This is a genomic window from Pseudomonas sp. S2_A05 (assembly GCF_054668485.1).
The window spans coordinates 4,097,296-4,112,379 of sequence record NZ_CP162775.1; the positions used below are offsets into that span (position 1 = coordinate 4,097,296).

The 15,084-nt window shown below is 60.4% G+C and carries 14 protein-coding genes; 2 read left to right on the forward strand and 12 right to left on the reverse strand.

The window, feature by feature from the left end; all coding sequences use genetic code 11:
• Nucleotides 1-105: 105 nt before the first annotated feature.
• Both speD and AB4O12_RS18755 read right to left on the reverse strand, forming a co-directional pair.
• Nucleotides 106-900 carry an adenosylmethionine decarboxylase gene (speD, locus tag AB4O12_RS18750; RefSeq protein WP_024014530.1) on the reverse strand — a complete coding sequence of 265 codons (795 nt, stop codon included), beginning with the start codon at nt 898-900 and terminating at the stop codon, nt 106-108.
• A 237-nt stretch (nt 901-1,137) separates the two neighbouring features.
• Nucleotides 1,138-1,560: an OsmC family protein gene (locus tag AB4O12_RS18755; RefSeq protein ID WP_016772921.1), complete on the reverse strand. Its 423-nt coding sequence runs from the start codon at nt 1,558-1,560 to the stop codon at nt 1,138-1,140.
• Nucleotides 1,561-1,795: 235 nt separating this feature from the next.
• Here AB4O12_RS18755 and crp point away from each other — a divergent pair, with 235 nt between their 5' ends.
• Nucleotides 1,796-2,440: a cAMP-activated global transcriptional regulator CRP gene (crp, locus tag AB4O12_RS18760; protein WP_041476679.1), complete on the forward strand. Its 645-nt coding sequence runs from the start codon at nt 1,796-1,798 to the stop codon at nt 2,438-2,440.
• Here the strand turns inward: crp and AB4O12_RS18765 are convergent.
• The 4 genes from AB4O12_RS18765 to AB4O12_RS18780 form a co-directional block, all read right to left on the reverse strand.
• Nucleotides 2,437-3,135 carry a lipoate--protein ligase family protein gene (locus tag AB4O12_RS18765; RefSeq protein ID WP_252868379.1) on the reverse strand — a complete coding sequence of 233 codons (699 nt, stop codon included), beginning with the start codon at nt 3,133-3,135 and terminating at the stop codon, nt 2,437-2,439. The genes crp and AB4O12_RS18765 overlap by 4 nt on opposite strands.
• Before the next feature lie 127 nt (nt 3,136-3,262).
• Entirely contained in the window at nt 3,263-4,099 is an 837-nt protein-coding gene (trpC, locus tag AB4O12_RS18770) for an indole-3-glycerol phosphate synthase TrpC (protein WP_056786700.1), read from the reverse strand.
• A complete protein-coding gene (gene trpD / locus AB4O12_RS18775; protein ID WP_041476682.1) occupies nt 4,096-5,145 on the reverse strand; it encodes an anthranilate phosphoribosyltransferase in 1,050 nt (349 codons plus the stop codon). The genes trpC and trpD overlap by 4 nt, the downstream gene beginning before the upstream one ends.
• Before the next feature lie 9 nt (nt 5,146-5,154).
• Nucleotides 5,155-5,748: an aminodeoxychorismate/anthranilate synthase component II gene (locus tag AB4O12_RS18780; protein ID WP_041476683.1), complete on the reverse strand. Its 594-nt coding sequence runs from the start codon at nt 5,746-5,748 to the stop codon at nt 5,155-5,157.
• A gap of 407 nt (nt 5,749-6,155) precedes the next feature.
• Between AB4O12_RS18780 and estP the strand changes: the two genes are divergently transcribed.
• On the forward strand, nt 6,156-8,063 hold the full coding sequence (gene estP, locus AB4O12_RS18785; RefSeq protein WP_460059421.1) for an esterase EstP: 1,908 nt from the start codon (nt 6,156-6,158) through the stop codon (nt 8,061-8,063).
• Between the two features lie 172 nt (nt 8,064-8,235).
• Here estP and trpE read toward each other — a convergent pair whose 3' ends face one another.
• The 6 genes from trpE to AB4O12_RS18815 form a co-directional block, all read right to left on the reverse strand.
• Nucleotides 8,236-9,717: an anthranilate synthase component I gene (trpE, locus tag AB4O12_RS18790; RefSeq protein ID WP_460059423.1), complete on the reverse strand. Its 1,482-nt coding sequence runs from the start codon at nt 9,715-9,717 to the stop codon at nt 8,236-8,238.
• A 70-nt stretch (nt 9,718-9,787) separates the two neighbouring features.
• On the reverse strand, nt 9,788-10,606 hold the full coding sequence (locus AB4O12_RS18795) for a phosphoglycolate phosphatase (RefSeq protein WP_460059425.1): 819 nt from the start codon (nt 10,604-10,606) through the stop codon (nt 9,788-9,790).
• Nucleotides 10,603-11,277 carry a ribulose-phosphate 3-epimerase gene (rpe, locus tag AB4O12_RS18800; protein ID WP_007918813.1) on the reverse strand — a complete coding sequence of 225 codons (675 nt, stop codon included), beginning with the start codon at nt 11,275-11,277 and terminating at the stop codon, nt 10,603-10,605. Before rpe ends, AB4O12_RS18795 begins: the two co-directional genes overlap by 4 nt.
• A 114-nt stretch (nt 11,278-11,391) precedes the next feature.
• Nucleotides 11,392-12,540 (reverse strand): iron-containing alcohol dehydrogenase, encoded by a 1,149-nt coding sequence (locus tag AB4O12_RS18805; RefSeq protein WP_016772910.1) that lies wholly within the window; start codon nt 12,538-12,540, stop codon nt 11,392-11,394.
• A gap of 285 nt (nt 12,541-12,825) precedes the next feature.
• Nucleotides 12,826-13,650: an ABC transporter permease gene (locus AB4O12_RS18810; RefSeq protein ID WP_093097808.1), complete on the reverse strand. Its 825-nt coding sequence runs from the start codon at nt 13,648-13,650 to the stop codon at nt 12,826-12,828.
• 12 nt (nt 13,651-13,662) lie between these two features.
• The gene (locus tag AB4O12_RS18815) at nt 13,663-14,910 is read right to left on the reverse strand and encodes an ABC transporter permease (RefSeq protein WP_252886884.1); all 1,248 of its coding nucleotides are present in this window, start codon (nt 14,908-14,910) and stop codon (nt 13,663-13,665) included.
• Nucleotides 14,911-15,084: the final 174 nt, after the last annotated feature.

Below are 15,084 nucleotides of genomic sequence, written 5' to 3' on the forward strand. Positions count from 1 at the left end.
TGTCGGTGCTGATGACCTCTTCGCGAGCAGGCTCGCTCCCACAGCGGTTTTGTTTGAAGCATGAAAAAGGCGACCAGGAGGTCGCCTTTTTTGTTTCCGGGAATCTTAGGTCGGCATATTGCGCGCGTAGAAGATTTCCAGCATTTCGTGTTTCACACGGTCGGTCACCTGGGCACGCTGCTCGGGCGAGAGGTTGCTGGTGGCGTCGCCGAACAGGTAGTTGTCCAGTTCGAAGTTCTTCAGCAGCATTTTGGTGTGGAACAGGTTTTCCTGATACACGTTCACGTCGGTCATCTGGTACGCGTCGCGAGTGTCTTCGGAGAGGTAGTTCTGGATCGAGTTGATCTCGTGGTCGATGAAGTGCTTGTTGCCTTCAACGTCACGGGTGAAACCGCGCACACGGTAATCCACGGTCACGATGTCCGAATCGAACTGGTGAATGAGGAAGTTGAGCGCTTTGAGCGGTGAAATGACACCACAGGTCGACACGTCGATATCCACACGGAACGTTGCAATACCGTCGTCCGGATGGATTTCCGGATAGGTGTGCACCGTGATGTGGCTCTTGTCGAGGTGGGCCAGAATGATTTCGGGCAACGGGCCCGGCGATTCTTCGATCTGGCTGTCAGTCGGGGTTACCGGCTCTTCCGAAATCAGAATCGTGACGCTGGCGCCCTGGGGTTCATAGTCCTGACTGGCGATGTTCAGGATGTTGGCACCAATGATCTCGACAACTTCTGTGAGAATCTGCGTCAGGCGTTTCGCGTTGTACTCTTGATTGATGTACTCGACGTAAGCCTGCTGGTCTTGCGGGGTTTCCGCGTAGCAGATGTCATAGATGTTGAAGCTCAAGGTCTTTGTCAGGTTATTGAACCCGTGGAGCTTGAGTTTGCTTTTCACCGTTAAAAACTCTCTATGTATGCGGCGCGGCCGCGTGATCAAGCATGCCCGTCAAGTGCGAACAACGCACCTGCGTAGGACGGTTAACACCTCTTCGCGATGGCGATTTTGGTTATCTGTTCAGGCGGATGACCCGTCGGCTGACCGATCACTGCCCTGAAAAAAGTGGCGCATTATGCAGACGTCAGCGGGGGATCGCCAGAGTCTGCACTGCTTTTATGATAGTTGAATGTCGGTTCAGCCGAGTTCGACGATTTCATAATCGTGGGTGATTGCCACGCCAGCCGCGCCGAGCATGATCGACGCCGAGCAATACTTCTCGGCCGACAGCTCGATGGCGCGCTTGACCTGAGCTTCCTTCAGGCCCCGGCCCTTGACCACGAAGTGCATGTGGATCTTGGTAAACACCTTGGGATCTTCAGTCGCACGCTCGGCGTCGAGAAAGGCTTCGCAGCTTTCAACGGCCTGGCGCGACTTCTTCAGGATGCTGACCACGTCGAAGTTGCTGCAACCGCCGACACCCAGCAAGAGCATTTCCATCGGGCGAACCCCGAGGTTACGCCCACCGGCATCTGGCGGGCCGTCCATCACCACGACATGACCGCTGCCGGATTCGCCGAGGAACATGGCTTCGCCAGCCCATTGGATGCGTGCCTTCATCGCCCAGACTCCACTGTAAAAAAAGGGTCGCCAGCTTAGCACAGCACTTTGTCCCGACAGGAACGACGTCCTAGGACGGATGCTTTCTGGCTGTAGGTAATTTCTCGAATTCTCGACGAAGTGTCTGGTAAGCTGGCGCCAATTCGCTGGCGCCAATTCGTCAGCTCTGTAGCGACCGCCTTCAGCGCCTCATAAAAACTCAAACATCACCGTGCAGTCTTTTCGGGATACAACCATGGTTGCTATTACCCCCACACCCAAAATCAAGAACATCGACAAGCTGTTGATGCATTGCCAGCGCCGGCGTCATGCGGCCAAGAGCAATATAATCTGCGCCGGGGATCGCTCGGACACGCTGTTTTTCATCATCAAAGGCTCGGTCACCATCCTCATCGAAGACGACGATGGTCGCGAGATGATCATCGCTTACCTGAACGCCGGGGATTTCTTCGGCGAACTGGGTCTGTTCGAGCAGGCAGGTCAGGAGCAGGAGCGCAGCGCCTGGGTGCGTGCCAAGGTTGAATGCGAAACCGCGGAAATCAGCTACGCCAAGTTCCGCGAACTGTCGCAGCAAGATCCAGACATTCTTTACGCCCTCAGCGGACAAATCGCACAACGCCTGCGCAACACCACGCGCAAAGTCGGCGACCTGGCATTTTTTGACGTCACCGGCCGCGTCGCCCGCTGCCTGCTGGAGCTGTGCAAACAACCGGACGCCATGACTCACCCGGACGGCATGCAGATCAAAGTCACCCGTCAGGAAATCGGTCGGATTGTCGGTTGTTCGCGAGAGATGGTCGGCCGCGTGCTCAAGGATCTGGAAGAACGCAATCTGGTCGATGTGAAAGGCAAGACCATGGTGGTCTTCGGCACGCGCTAGACGTAAATCTGCGCCAGCATCAAACGAAACAATTCATCGAGACGCGCCAATGCCTGTGGCGCGTTGAATTTCTCATACAGGGCAATGTGGCTTTGCGCCCTCACCCGCTGCTCCAGGCCGCAGGCTTCATTGAAGCGATTGACCGCAGCAACCATCGCTTCGCGCTCGTCATCCATCAGCATCGCACCATGCACCAGGCCAACCGGACGCTGGCCTCCCTGACTCTGGCGCCAGCGCTGGGCGGTGCCGACCATCTTGCGACCGTCGAGATTGACGTTGAAACGGCCGTCGCAGAATGCGCCGTCGATTTCCCCGACCGACGAGGTGCCACCCAACTCATCCAGCAACTGACAGATCGGATCGCACAGGCGGCGGTAGCCGGTTTCGATGCGGTTCAGATCGCCTTCGCTGCGAGGCGGGGCATATACCAAGGCAATGTTGACGGTCGCAGCGGATTGCGGGACGGGCTCACCGCCGGTTTCACGCAACAGCACCGGCCAGCCAGCAGCAGCGGAAACTTCGCAGGCGTGGTCGAAATGCGGGAGACGGTTGAGGCGGCGCGGCATGACCAGCGCGCGATCGGTGGGTTGCCAGAACAGCAGGCCGAATTCGGCGTCGCCGGCGCAGACCGAGGCCAGCAAGTCCTGTTCGGCTTGCAGGCCGGATTCGATGGTCAGCGGGGTTGGCAGCGACATGGTGAGCTCCGGCAGATTGAATCTCTTTAGCGGAATTTAGCGCCCCTTCGCGAGCAGGCTCGCTCCCACAGGGGGAAATGCATTCCAAATGTGGGACCGAGCCTGCTCGCGAATGAGGTCGACTCGGTCAGTCGAGGGTCGAACCACTGATCGGCACACCACGCTCCGGGAAAAACAGGCGCTGCAATTCAATGCCCGGATTTTCCGCGCGCATGAACGCTTCGCCGACCAGGAACGAGTACACATCGCTGATTTCCATCAGCTCGACGTCGGCCCGATTGAGGATGCCGCTCTCGGTGATCACCAGGCGATCGCGCGGGATGCGCGGCAGCAGGTCGAGGGTGGTTTCCAGACTGACGTCGAATGTGTGCAGGTTGCGGTTGTTGACCCCGACCAGCGGCGTGTCGAGGGTTTTAAGCGCGCGCTCCAGTTCGTCACCGTCGTGCACTTCCACCAAGACGTCGAGACCGACCCCTTTGGCCACGGAGGCCAGCTCAGCCATTTTCACGTCGTCCAGAGCGGAGACGATCAACAACACGCAATCGGCGCCAAGCGCGCGGGCTTCAACGATCTGGTACGGATCGATCATGAAATCCTTGCGGATCACCGGCAATTTGCAGGCGGCGCGCGCCTGTTGCAGGTAGGCATCGGCGCCCTGGAAGTAGTCGATATCGGTCAGCACCGACAGACAGGTGGCCCCACCCTTTTCGTAGCTCTTGGCAATGTCTGCCGGGACGAAGTCTTCGCGGATCACGCCTTTGCTCGGCGAAGCCTTTTTGATTTCGGCAATCACGGCCGGTTGTTTCTTCTTCGCTTGCGCCAGCAAAGCCTGGGCAAAACCACGGGGTGCATCGGCCGCCTTGGCCAGACTTTCCAGCTCGCTCAGGCTGACCCGAGCGCTGCGCTCGGCGACTTCCTCAACCTTGCGCGCCAGAATGTTTTCCAGAACCGTCGGTACACTCATCCTTCATTCTCCACTTTGAATACCGCGGTAAAGGCACCCAGCTCCTCGAGTTTTTCCCGAGCGAGGCCGGTGTGCAGCGCGTCGTGCGCCAGCTCCACACCTTGTTTCAGACTGCTTGCGAGGTCGGCGGCATACAGCGCCGCACCGGCATTGAGCACAATCATCTCGGCAGCTTTCTGGCCGTTTTCGGTTTTGCGCTTGCCGAGGGCGTCACGGATCAGCGCCAGCGACGCTTCCGGGCCTTCAACCGATAGACCGTGCAGGCTCTGGCTCTTCATGCCGAGGTCTTCCGGTTCGACCCAATACTCAGTGATTTCGTTGTTTTTCAATTCAGCGACAAAGGTCGGCGCGGCGAGGCTGAACTCATCCAGGCCGTCCTTCGAATGCACGACCAGCACGTGTTTGCTGCCCAGTCGCTGCAAGACCTCGGCCAATGGCCGGCAAAGCGCCTGAGTGAACACGCCGACTACCTGATGTTTCACACCGGCCGGATTCGTAAGCGGGCCGAGCATGTTGAACAGCGTGCGCAGGCCGAGTTCGCGGCGCGGGCCGGCGGCGTACTTCATCGCTTTGTGGTGAGTCTGGGCGAACATGAAACCGATGCCGACGTTGTCGATGCAGCGCGCGACCTGCACCGGGGTCAGGTTCAGATAAATGCCGGCAGCTTCCAGCAGATCGGCACTGCCGCTCTTGCCGGACACCGCGCGGTTGCCGTGCTTGGCGACGGTGCAACCGGCGGCTGCGACAACAAAGGAAGACGCGGTCGATACGTTGAAGATGTTCGCACCGTCACCGCCGGTGCCAACCACATCGACTACGCCGTCGAGGGTTTTCAGCTCGACCTGATCGGCCAGCTCGCGCATCACCGACACGGCGCCGACGATTTCGTCGATGCTCTCGCTTTTCATGCGCATGGCCATCATAAACGCGCCGATCTGCGCTTCGGTGCACTGGCCGGTCATGATCTCGCGCATCACATCGCGCATTTCATCGGTGCTGAGGTCGAGATGTTCGACGATACGGCTGAGGGCTGTCTTGATATTCATGGGAAGTCCTTAGCGCGTGCCGCCGGTTTGTTTGAGGAAATTGGCAAACAGTTCATGACCCTGCTCGGTGAGGATCGATTCGGGGTGGAACTGCACACCCTCGATGTTCAGGGTCTTGTGACGCAGGCCCATGATCTCGTCGACCGAGCCGTCATCGTGCTGGGTCCATGCGGTCAGCTCGAGGCAATCGGGCAGGCTGTCGTGCTTGACGATCAGCGAGTGATAACGGGTAACGGTGAGCGGATGATTGAGGCCGGCAAACACGCCCTTGTCCTCGTGGAATACCGGGCTAGTCTTACCGTGCATGACTTGGCGGGCGCGGACTACATCACCGCCGAAGGCCTGGCCGATGGACTGGTGGCCGAGGCAGACGCCGAGGATCGGCAGTTTGCCGGCGAAGTGCTTGATCGCGTCGATGGAAACGCCCGCCTCGGTGGGCGTGCACGGCCCCGGGGAAACCACGATGCGCTCGGGATTCAGCGCTTCGATTTCGGCGATGGTCAGTTCGTCGTTGCGCACCACTTTGACCTCGGCACCCAGCTCGCCGAGATATTGCACAACGTTGTAGGTAAAGGAGTCGTAGTTGTCGATCATCAGCAACATGGCGTTTCGAACCTCTTGAATTCTGACTTGATGACAGCCTTCAGATGACTTGCCCGCAGGGCGCTGCGCGATGTCGGACGCGCAGAGGGCGCCAGCACAGCGGCATTTCAAACAGACAAGGAAGGCAAAGCGATACAGATCCGGCGGAGCCGGCAGAGAAGATTCAGGCGCGCCAACGCCAGCGGGCGTGTGCCTTGATGACTTGATCCAGGAGTTTGCTGGTGATCAACACGGGGAAGGTCTCGTTCATACGTTCCGGCACAGTAACTTAGCTGGGCGGAGCGTGCAATATGGCGGGGCCTGCGGGTTATAAAACGGCAGAAGGATTCGCGACCGATGGCAAAATGCCGAAAGTTTTTGGTACTGTCGTTTCGTTCACCTACAACAATAAATAAACGGACTTGCTCATGATCAGACAGACGTTGTTTGTACCGCTGGCCAGCTGCTTGCTCGCACTCGCCTGCGCCCAGGCCAATGCAGCGCCCAATCCTTATTCCAGTTTCATCGTCTTCGGTGACAGCCTCAACGATGCCGGCACCTTCGCCGACACCGGTGGCCCGGCGGGCTCCACCGAGCGTTACACCAACCGTACCGGGCCGGTGTATCAGGATGGCAGCGGCGAAGTTTTTTCATTGAATTCCACCCAGCTGCTTGGCGGCCGCCTGGGTTTTTCGGCCGACCAGACAGCCTCTTCCAGCTCCGCAGTGCGCGCGGAAAACGGCCAGCCTGACGGCAACAACTGGGCGGTCGGTGGTTATCGCACCGACCAGATTCTCGACTCGATCACCACCCAATCTGCCACCGGCGAACGCACCCGCGCCGGTTACCTGCCGTCGAACGGCTTCCGCGCCGACCCGAATGCGCTGTATTACATTTCCGGTGGCGGCAACGATTTCCTCCAGGGCCGCATTCTCAGCCTGCCCCAGGCCAACGCCGCAGCCGATCGACTGGCCGATAGCGTGCAAACCCTGCAGACCGCCGGCGCCAAATACGTGATGGTCTGGCTGCTGCCCGACGTGGGCCTGACACCTGCTCTGAACGGCACGCCGCTGCAAGCGTTCAGCAGCACCCTCGCCAACCAGTTCAACAGTCAGTTGGTGACGCGCCTGCAAGGCATCAACGCCGAAGTCATTCCGCTGAACATTCCGGTGCTGCTCTCGGAAGTCTTCGCCGACCCGGGGCGCTTTGGTCTGGCTACCGACCAGAACCTCACCGCGACCTGCTTCAGTGGCAATAGCTGCACGGAAAACGCCCGTTACGGGATCAACAGCGCCACGCCGGATCCGACCAAACTGATCTACAACGATGGCGTACACCCGACCGAATCCGGGCAAAAACTGATCGCCGATTACGCCTATTCGCTGTTGGCTGCGCCATGGGAATTGAGCCTGCTACCGGAAATGGCCCACGGCACCGTGCGCGCGCATCAGGATGAATTGCGCAATCAATGGCAGGCGGACTGGGAGAACTGGCAAGCGGTCGGCCAATGGCGTGCGATTGTCTCGGCCGGCGGACAGCGTCTGGATGTCGACAGCCAAAGCAGCGGCGCCAGCGCCGATGGCAGCGGTTACAACCTTAACGTCGGCGGCAGCTATCGCCTCAATGAGGCCTGGCGCGTGGGCGTGGCGGCCGGTTTGTACCGGCAGAATCTCGAGGCCGGGCACAACGATTCCGACTACAAACTCAACAGCTACATGGCCACCGCGTTCGCCCAGTTCCAGCAGAACCGCTGGTGGGCCGACGCGGCGCTGACCGGCGGCAAACTCGACTACGACAACCTCAAGCGCAAGTTCGACCTCGGCGCCAGCGAGGGCGCGGAGAAAGGCGATACCGACGGCAGCCTGTGGGCGTTCAGCACGCGCCTGGGCTATGACATTGCGCAACCGGGCAGCCAATGGCATCTGTCGCCGTTTGTCAGCGCCGATTACGCCAGTGTCGATGTCGACGGTTACTCGGAAAAGAGCAACCGCGCCACCGCGCTGACCTTCGATGACCAGAGCCGCGATTCGAAACGCCTGGGCCTGGGGATTCAAGGCAAGTACAACTTCACCGCGCAAACCCAGGTGTATGGCGAATACGCCCACGAGCGTGAGTACGAAGATGACGTGCAGAAGGTCAACATCGCCCTCAACACCCTGCCGGCCAATGACTTCACCCTTGAAGGCTACACACCGGCAAGTCACCTGAACCGCTTGAGCCTGGGCGTCAGTCACAAGCTGACGGCTGATCTGGCGCTGCGTGGGGGTTATACGTTCCGCAAGGATGATGACTTCAAGCAGCAGGGCCTGAATGTCGGGGTTGTGCTGGATTTCTGAGTCGTAGATGCAAAAAAGCGGCGCCTGTCAGGGCGCCGCTTTTTTTATGCCTCAACACAAAACCCAATGTGGGAGCGAGCCTGCTCGCGAAAGCGCTGGGTCAGTCAGCATCAACGGTGACTGACTCACCTCTTCGCGAGCAGGCTCGCTCCCACATGGAAAATTGCGTGGATCAGGCGTCCGGGGTTTGCTCGGCCAGGGCCACGGCGCGGAACATCGCGCGGCGTTTGTTCAGGGTTTCTTCCCATTCCAGCGCCGGCACCGAGTCGGCGACGATGCCGCCGCCGGCCTGCACGTGCAATTCACCGTTCTTGATCACCGCCGTACGAATGGCAATGGCGGTGTCCATGTTGCCGTTCCAGGCGAAGTAACCGACCGCACCGCCGTACACGCCACGCTTGACCGGCTCGAGTTCGTCGATGATTTCCATCGCGCGAATCTTCGGTGCGCCGGACAAAGTACCCGCCGGCAGAATTGCTCGCAGTGCGTCCATCGCGGTCAGGCCCGACTTCAACTGGCCGGTGACGTTGGAGACGATGTGCATCACGTTGGAATAACGTTCGATGACCATTTTCTCGGTGAGCTTCACCGAGCCGATTTCCGAGACTCGCCCGGTATCGTTGCGGCCCAGATCGATCAGCATCAGGTGCTCGGCGATCTCCTTGTCATCCGAGAGCAGGTCCTGCTCCAGCGCCACGTCGGCTTCTTCGGTGGCGCCGCGTGGGCGCGTGCCGGCGATCGGGCGCACGGTGATCAGGTTGTCTTCGACGCGCACCAGCACTTCCGGCGAACTGCCGACGACGTGGAAATCGCCGAAGTTGAAGAAGTACATGTACGGCGTCGGGTTGAAGCAACGCAGCGCGCGATACAGATCGATCGGCGCAGCCTTGAAGTCGATCGACATGCGCTGCGACGGCACCACCTGCATGCAGTCGCCGGCAAGGATGTATTCCTTGATGGTGTCGACGGCTTTTTCGTAATCGTCCTGAGTGAAACTGGAACGGAACACCGGATCGGCCGATTGCTGTTTGCTGAAATCCAGGCCACGACGCGGGGTGATCGGCTGACGCAGTTGCTCGAGCAGTTCCTGCAACCGCGCCTGGCCTTGCTCGAAGGCATCGGCTTGGGCCGGGTCGGCGAGGACGATCGCATGCATCTTGCCAGCCAGATTGTCGAACACCACGACGGCGTCGGAAACCATCAGCAGAATGTCCGGCACGCCCAGCGGATCGGGGTTCGGGCACCTGCCCAGACGCTTCTCGACATAGCGCACACAGTCGTAACCGAAGTAACCAACCAGTCCACCGTTGAAGCGCGGCAGGCCGGCGATGGTCGGCACGTTGTAGCGCGCCTTGAAGGTTTCGACGAACGCCAGCGGGTCTTCAACCTCGTGGCTTTCGGTCTCGACGCCATCAACGGTGATGCTGACGTGATGATCGTGCACCCGCAGCACGGTGCGGCACGGCAGGCCGATGATCGAGTAACGGCCCCATTTCTCACCGCCCTGCACCGACTCGAGCAGGTAGGAGTTGGGCTGGTCGGCCAGTTTCAGGTAGATCGACAGCGGCGTGTCGAAGTCGGCCAGGGTTTCGCAGGCCAACGGGATGCGGTTATAGCCGTCAGCGGCCAGACGCAGGAATTCTTCGCGATTCATAAAGTGCCTCGTGGGGTGAGGTGCAATCAGTCAAGTATGCAAACGCGCCGGCAGGGCCGGCCAGAATCAGTCAGGCGCGCCAACGCCAGCGGGCCAGGGCCTTGATGACTTTCATCCAGAGTTTGCGGGTGACCACCACGATGGCGTTTCCAGAAGGGGGTTGAACAGCGTCGGGCAACGTTATCCCACCGGCCAGATCCAGGCAACCGGGAATTAGTTTGCGCAAATCGTCGACCACCAGAGCCGGCGATTCCTCGGCAATCGGCCGGCCATGGTTATAGCCGTAACTCAGCGCCACACACTTGACCCCCGCTGCTTTCGCCGCCTGCACATCACTGCGCGAGTCGCCGACGAACAACGATTGCGAGGCCGGAATGTTGGCCATTTTCATTACGAAAAACAGCGCCGCCGGGTCAGGCTTCTTCTGCGGCAGGGTATCGCCGCCGATGATCCACTTGAAGTAGCGGCCGATTTTCATCTGATCGAGCAGCGGCGCGACGAAGCGCTCCGGCTTGTTGGTGATCAACGCCATGGCCACGCCTTGTTTGTGCAGCCACTTGAGCGTGTCGCGCACACCGGGATAGACCACGGTCAGTTCATGGCTGGCGCCGTACGCCTCCATGAAAATCTCCAGTGCGCGCTCGGCTTCAGCGTCGTCCACTGCCGAGTGATCGATGCCACCCGCCAAGGCCCGACGCACCAGCACCGGCGCGCCATTGCCGACCCATTCGCGCACCGCTTCGATACCTGCCGGCGGACGGCCGAGGGAGAGCAGCATGGTGTCCACCGCCGCTGCCAGGTCGGGAACCGAATCGATCAGCGTGCCATCCAGATCGAACATCACCAACCGTGGCAACTGCCCCGGGAACAACTGCTCAAAACCGCTCATGGGCGCGCCAGTGCCAGTTCGGAACGCATCTTGTCGATGACTTCCTGATAGTTTGGCGCGTTGAAAATGGCCGAGCCGGCGACGAAGGTATCGGCGCCAGCAGCGGCAATTTCGCGGATGTTGTTGACGTTGACGCCGCCGTCGATTTCCAGACGGATGTCGCGACCGGAAGCGTCGATGATCGCCCGCGCTTCACGCAATTTGTCGAGGGTGCCGGGAATGAACTTCTGCCCACCGAAGCCCGGGTTGACGCTCATCAGCAGGACCATGTCGACCTTGTCGATCACGTACTTGAGCACGTCCAGCGGAGTCGCGGGGTTGAACACCAGGCCGGATTTGCAACCACCTTCGCGGATCAGTTGCAGCGAGCGATCGACGTGCAAAGTGGCTTCCGGGTGGAAGGTGATGTAAGTCGCGCCGGCTTCGATGAAGTCGCCGACGATGCGGTCCACCGGGCTGACCATCAGGTGCGCGTCGATCGGCGCGGTCACGCCGTACTTGCGCAGCGCCGCGCAGACCATCGGGCCGATCGTCAGGTTGGGCACGTAGTGGTTGTCCATGACATCGAAGTGGACGAAGTCGGCGCCGGCGGCGAGAACGTTGTCCACTTCCTCGCCGAGGCGGGCGAAGTCGGCGGAGAGGATCGACGGAGCAATTACGAAGGGCTGCATGACGCACCTGTGCTGAGCTAAATCACGATGGCGCGCATTGTATACCTCAAGTTTCCACGCGCGCACCGGGACCGCGATGATTGGGTTGTGCCATGAGCCCTCAGCGTCCGCGTCTCAGTAAGCCGCGCGGTAGATCTTCTCGATGTCGCCGGCGCTGAGTTTGCGCGGGTTGTTGCGCATCAAGCGCTCGATGCCGGCGGCCTCCACGGCCATCGCCGGAATTGCTTCCTCCGGCACGCCGAAACTGCGCAGCCCCGCAGGGATTTCCACTGCCGCGCACAGGTCGGTCATGGCCTGCACGGCTTTGTCCGCGGCTTCGCTGGCGCTCAGATGCGCGGTCTTCACGCCCATGGCTTCGGCAATATCCTGCATGCGTTCGACACAGGCCATTTTGTTCCAGGTCATCACATAGGGCAGCAGCAAGGCGTTGCTGACACCGTGGGCAATGTTGAAGCGCCCGCCCAGCGGATACGCCAACGCATGCACCGCACCGACCCCGGCGTTACCGAACGCCATGCCGGCCATGAGGCTGGCGGTGGCCATGTCTTCGCGCGCTTGCAGATTGGCGCCGTTGGCGTAGGCCTTGGGCAGAGCGCTGGCGATCAGCTTGATCGCGCCGATGGCGAGGGAGTCGGTGATCGGCGAGGCATTCACCGACAGGTAGGATTCGATGGCGTGCACCAGTGCATCGACACCACTGGCGGCGGTGACGCTGCGCGGACAGGTCAGGGTCATTTGCGGACTGACCAGCGCCACATCCGGTAGGAGATAGTCGCTGACGATGCCTTTCTTCAACTGCGCGACCTTGTCGGAGAGGATCGCCACGTTGGTGACTTCGGAACCAGTGCCGGCGGTGGTGGGGATGGCGATCAGCGGCGGGCCTTTGCGCGGCACCTGATCGACGCCGAACAGATCTTCCAGCGCGCCGTGATATCCGGCGTAGGCGGCGACACTTTTGGCAATATCGATGGCGCTGCCGCCCCCGAGGCCGATCAAACCGTCATGGCCGCCTTCGCGATAGGCGCGCATGCAGTCTTCGACGATGGCGATTTCCGGATCGGGCAGCACACGGTCGAAAATCTCGTATTCGCGCCCGCCGAGTTGCACCAGCGCCAGTTCGACAGTACCGGACTTGACCAGCGCGGCGTCGGTGACGATCAGCGGATTGTCGATGTCCAGACGGGTGAGTTCAGCGGCCAGTTGTTCGATGGCTGCGGCGCCGGTGATCAGTTTATGAGCGATTTTGAACTGGGACAGACTCATGGTGCGCAGCCTCTTATAGATGTGGGAGCTGGGCACAAGATTAGCTGGGGATTTGGGGTTGTCTGCTATTCAGGGTGTGAATGGTTGATCGGATAGGAAGATCAAGAGCCCCTCACCCTAACCCTCTCCCGGAGGGGAGAGGGGACTGACCGGGTTGTACTCTCGAAATACATCGACCTGAATTACCGAGTCGAACTCCGGCCGCGAAAGCCTCGAAGATCTGCTCCCTTCCCCCTCGCCCCCTTGGGAGAGGGCTGGGGTGAGGGGTGGCTTTTGACCTTGATCTCAGACCTGCGCAGTACGCAGTTTCTCGCTACGCCCGCGCAGCCATTCCAGCGTCAGCAGCAGGATGACGGAGAAGGCAATCAGCAACGTCGCCGCCGCTGCAATCGTCGGGCTGAGGTTTTCGCGAATCCCGCTGAACATCTGCCGAGGCAATGTCGCCTGCTCAGGCCCGGCAAGGAACAGCGTCACTACCACTTCATCGAAAGAAGTCGCAAAGGCAAACAGCGCCCCGGAAATCACTCCCGGCGCAATCAGCGGCAAGGTCACCCGGCGGAATGCAGTCAGCGGCGATGCACCGAGACTCGCAGCAGCACGCACCAGGTTGTGATTGAAACCCTGCAACGTCGCCGACACGGTGATGATCACAAACGGCACACCCAATACCGCATGCACGACGATCAGCGAGAAGAAGCTGTTACCCAGCCCCAGTGGCGCGAAGAACAGATAGCTGGCCACGCCAATGATCACCACCGGCACCACCATCGGCGAAATCACCAGCGCCATCACCAGTGACTTGCCAGGGAAGTCGCCACGGGTCAGGCCGATCGCCGCCAGCGTGCCGAAGATCATCGCCAGCACCGTCGCCGCCGGGGCGACGATGATGCTGTTCTTCAGCGCGCGCATCCATTCCGCCGAGGCGAAGAAGTCGTGGTACCACTGCAGCGAGAAACCCTGCAGCGGGTACACCAGAAAACTCCCCGAGTTGAACGACAGCGGCACGATCACCAGCACCGGCAGGATAAGGAACAACAGAATCAGGCCGCAGAGAATCCGCAGGCTGTAGAACCACACCCGTTCGATGGGCGACATGTAAGGACTCAGCATCGCAAATTCCCCTTAGCTCAGGCGCAAGCGACTGGCGCCGACCAGCCAGCTGTAGATCAGATAAAGCACCACGGTCGCCAGCAACAGCAAGCCGCCGAGCGCGGTGGCCATGCCCCAGTTGATGCTGGTGTTGGTGTAGAAAGCGACGAAGTAGCTGACCATTTGGTCGTTCGGGCTGCCGAGCAGCGCCGGGGTGATGTAGTAGCCGATCGCGAGGATGAACACCAACAGGCAGCCGGCGCCAACGCCGGCGTAGGTCTGCGGGAAGTACACCCGCCAGAAACTGGCGAACGGATGACAGCCGAGGGAAATCGCCGCGCGCATGTAGGTCGGCGAGATGCCTTTCATCACGCTGTAGATCGGCAGAATCATGAACGGCAGCAGAATGTGCACCATCGAGATGTACACGCCGGTGCGGTTGAACACCAGTTCCAGCGGTTTATCGATGATGCCCATGGCCAACAGCGCACTGTTGATCAGACCGCCCGATTGCAGCAGCACGATCCACGCTGCGACCCGCACCAGAATCGAAGTCCAGAACGGCAGCAGCACCAGGATCATCAGCAGGTTGCTCTGCCGCGAAGGCAGGTTCGCCAGCAGATAAGCCAGTGGATAGGCGAGCAGCAGGCAGATCGCGGTGATGACCAGGCCCATCCAGAAGGTGCGGGCGAAGATGTCGAGGTAGATAGCCTGATCCGGGGTGGCCGGGGCCAGTTCGCCGAGATCATCGATACGGTGATCGACTGCCGCCAGCAGGTAATACGGAGTGATGCTGCTGGTGTTGCGTTTCACCGCTTGCCAATAAGCCGGATCGCCCCAGCGCTCGTCGAGCGCTTCCAGCGCTTCCTTATAAGAAGCCGGTTCGCTGGCGAACGGCAGCGCCCGGGCGGTTTTGGTCAGCAGGCTGCGATAGCCGGCCAACTCCATGTTCAAGCGCTTGGACAGATCGCCCAGCGTCTGGTTTTTGCGGGCTTCGGCGAGGTCTTCGCTGGCCGCCTTGTACACCGGTTCGGCCGGCAGACCACGGCCGTCCCAACTCGCGATGGCAGTGACAGTGCGCGGCATGCCGCCAACCACTTCCGGGTTGCCGACGCTTTTATAGAGCAGCGCCACGATCGGCACCAGAAACACCAGCAGCAGAAACAGCACCAGCGGCGCAATCAGTGCCTGGGCCTTCCAGCGGTTGACCCGCTCGGCGTGCTTGAGCTTCTGCTTCAAGGTGGGGCTGTTGCCCTCGTTCAGGGGAACGGCGATGGCCATGACGTACTCCGCAAATCTTTGATCGTTACAGAGGTGGCGAACCACCTCGAACTTTTGCCAGTGATCGTTCCCACGCTCTGCGTGGGAATGAATCCAGTGACGCTCTGCGTCACACAGGGACGCGGAGCGTACCGGGCGGCATTCCCACGCAGAGCGTGGGAACGATCATCCGGA

Coding starts and splice junctions, on each gene's coding strand:
- AB4O12_RS18755 (WP_016772921.1), bottom strand. CDS start 1,560: ATGAAGGCACGCATCCAATGGGCTGGCGAAGCCATGTTCCTCGGCGAA.
- crp (WP_041476679.1), top strand. CDS start 1,796: ATGGTTGCTATTACCCCCACACCCAAAATCAAGAACATCGACAAGCTG.
- AB4O12_RS18765 (WP_252868379.1), bottom strand. CDS start 3,135: ATGTCGCTGCCAACCCCGCTGACCATCGAATCCGGCCTGCAAGCCGAA.
- trpC (WP_056786700.1), bottom strand. CDS start 4,099: ATGAGTGTACCGACGGTTCTGGAAAACATTCTGGCGCGCAAGGTTGAG.
- trpD (WP_041476682.1), bottom strand. CDS start 5,145: ATGAATATCAAGACAGCCCTCAGCCGTATCGTCGAACATCTCGACCTC.
- AB4O12_RS18780 (WP_041476683.1), bottom strand. CDS start 5,748: ATGTTGCTGATGATCGACAACTACGACTCCTTTACCTACAACGTTGTG.
- estP (WP_460059421.1), top strand. CDS start 6,156: ATGATCAGACAGACGTTGTTTGTACCGCTGGCCAGCTGCTTGCTCGCA.
- trpE (WP_460059423.1), bottom strand. CDS start 9,717: ATGAATCGCGAAGAATTCCTGCGTCTGGCCGCTGACGGCTATAACCGC.
- AB4O12_RS18795 (WP_460059425.1), bottom strand. CDS start 10,606: ATGAGCGGTTTTGAGCAGTTGTTCCCGGGGCAGTTGCCACGGTTGGTG.
- rpe (WP_007918813.1), bottom strand. CDS start 11,277: ATGCAGCCCTTCGTAATTGCTCCGTCGATCCTCTCCGCCGACTTCGCC.
- AB4O12_RS18805 (WP_016772910.1), bottom strand. CDS start 12,540: ATGAGTCTGTCCCAGTTCAAAATCGCTCATAAACTGATCACCGGCGCC.
- AB4O12_RS18810 (WP_093097808.1), bottom strand. CDS start 13,650: ATGCTGAGTCCTTACATGTCGCCCATCGAACGGGTGTGGTTCTACAGC.
- AB4O12_RS18815 (WP_252886884.1), bottom strand. CDS start 14,910: ATGGCCATCGCCGTTCCCCTGAACGAGGGCAACAGCCCCACCTTGAAG.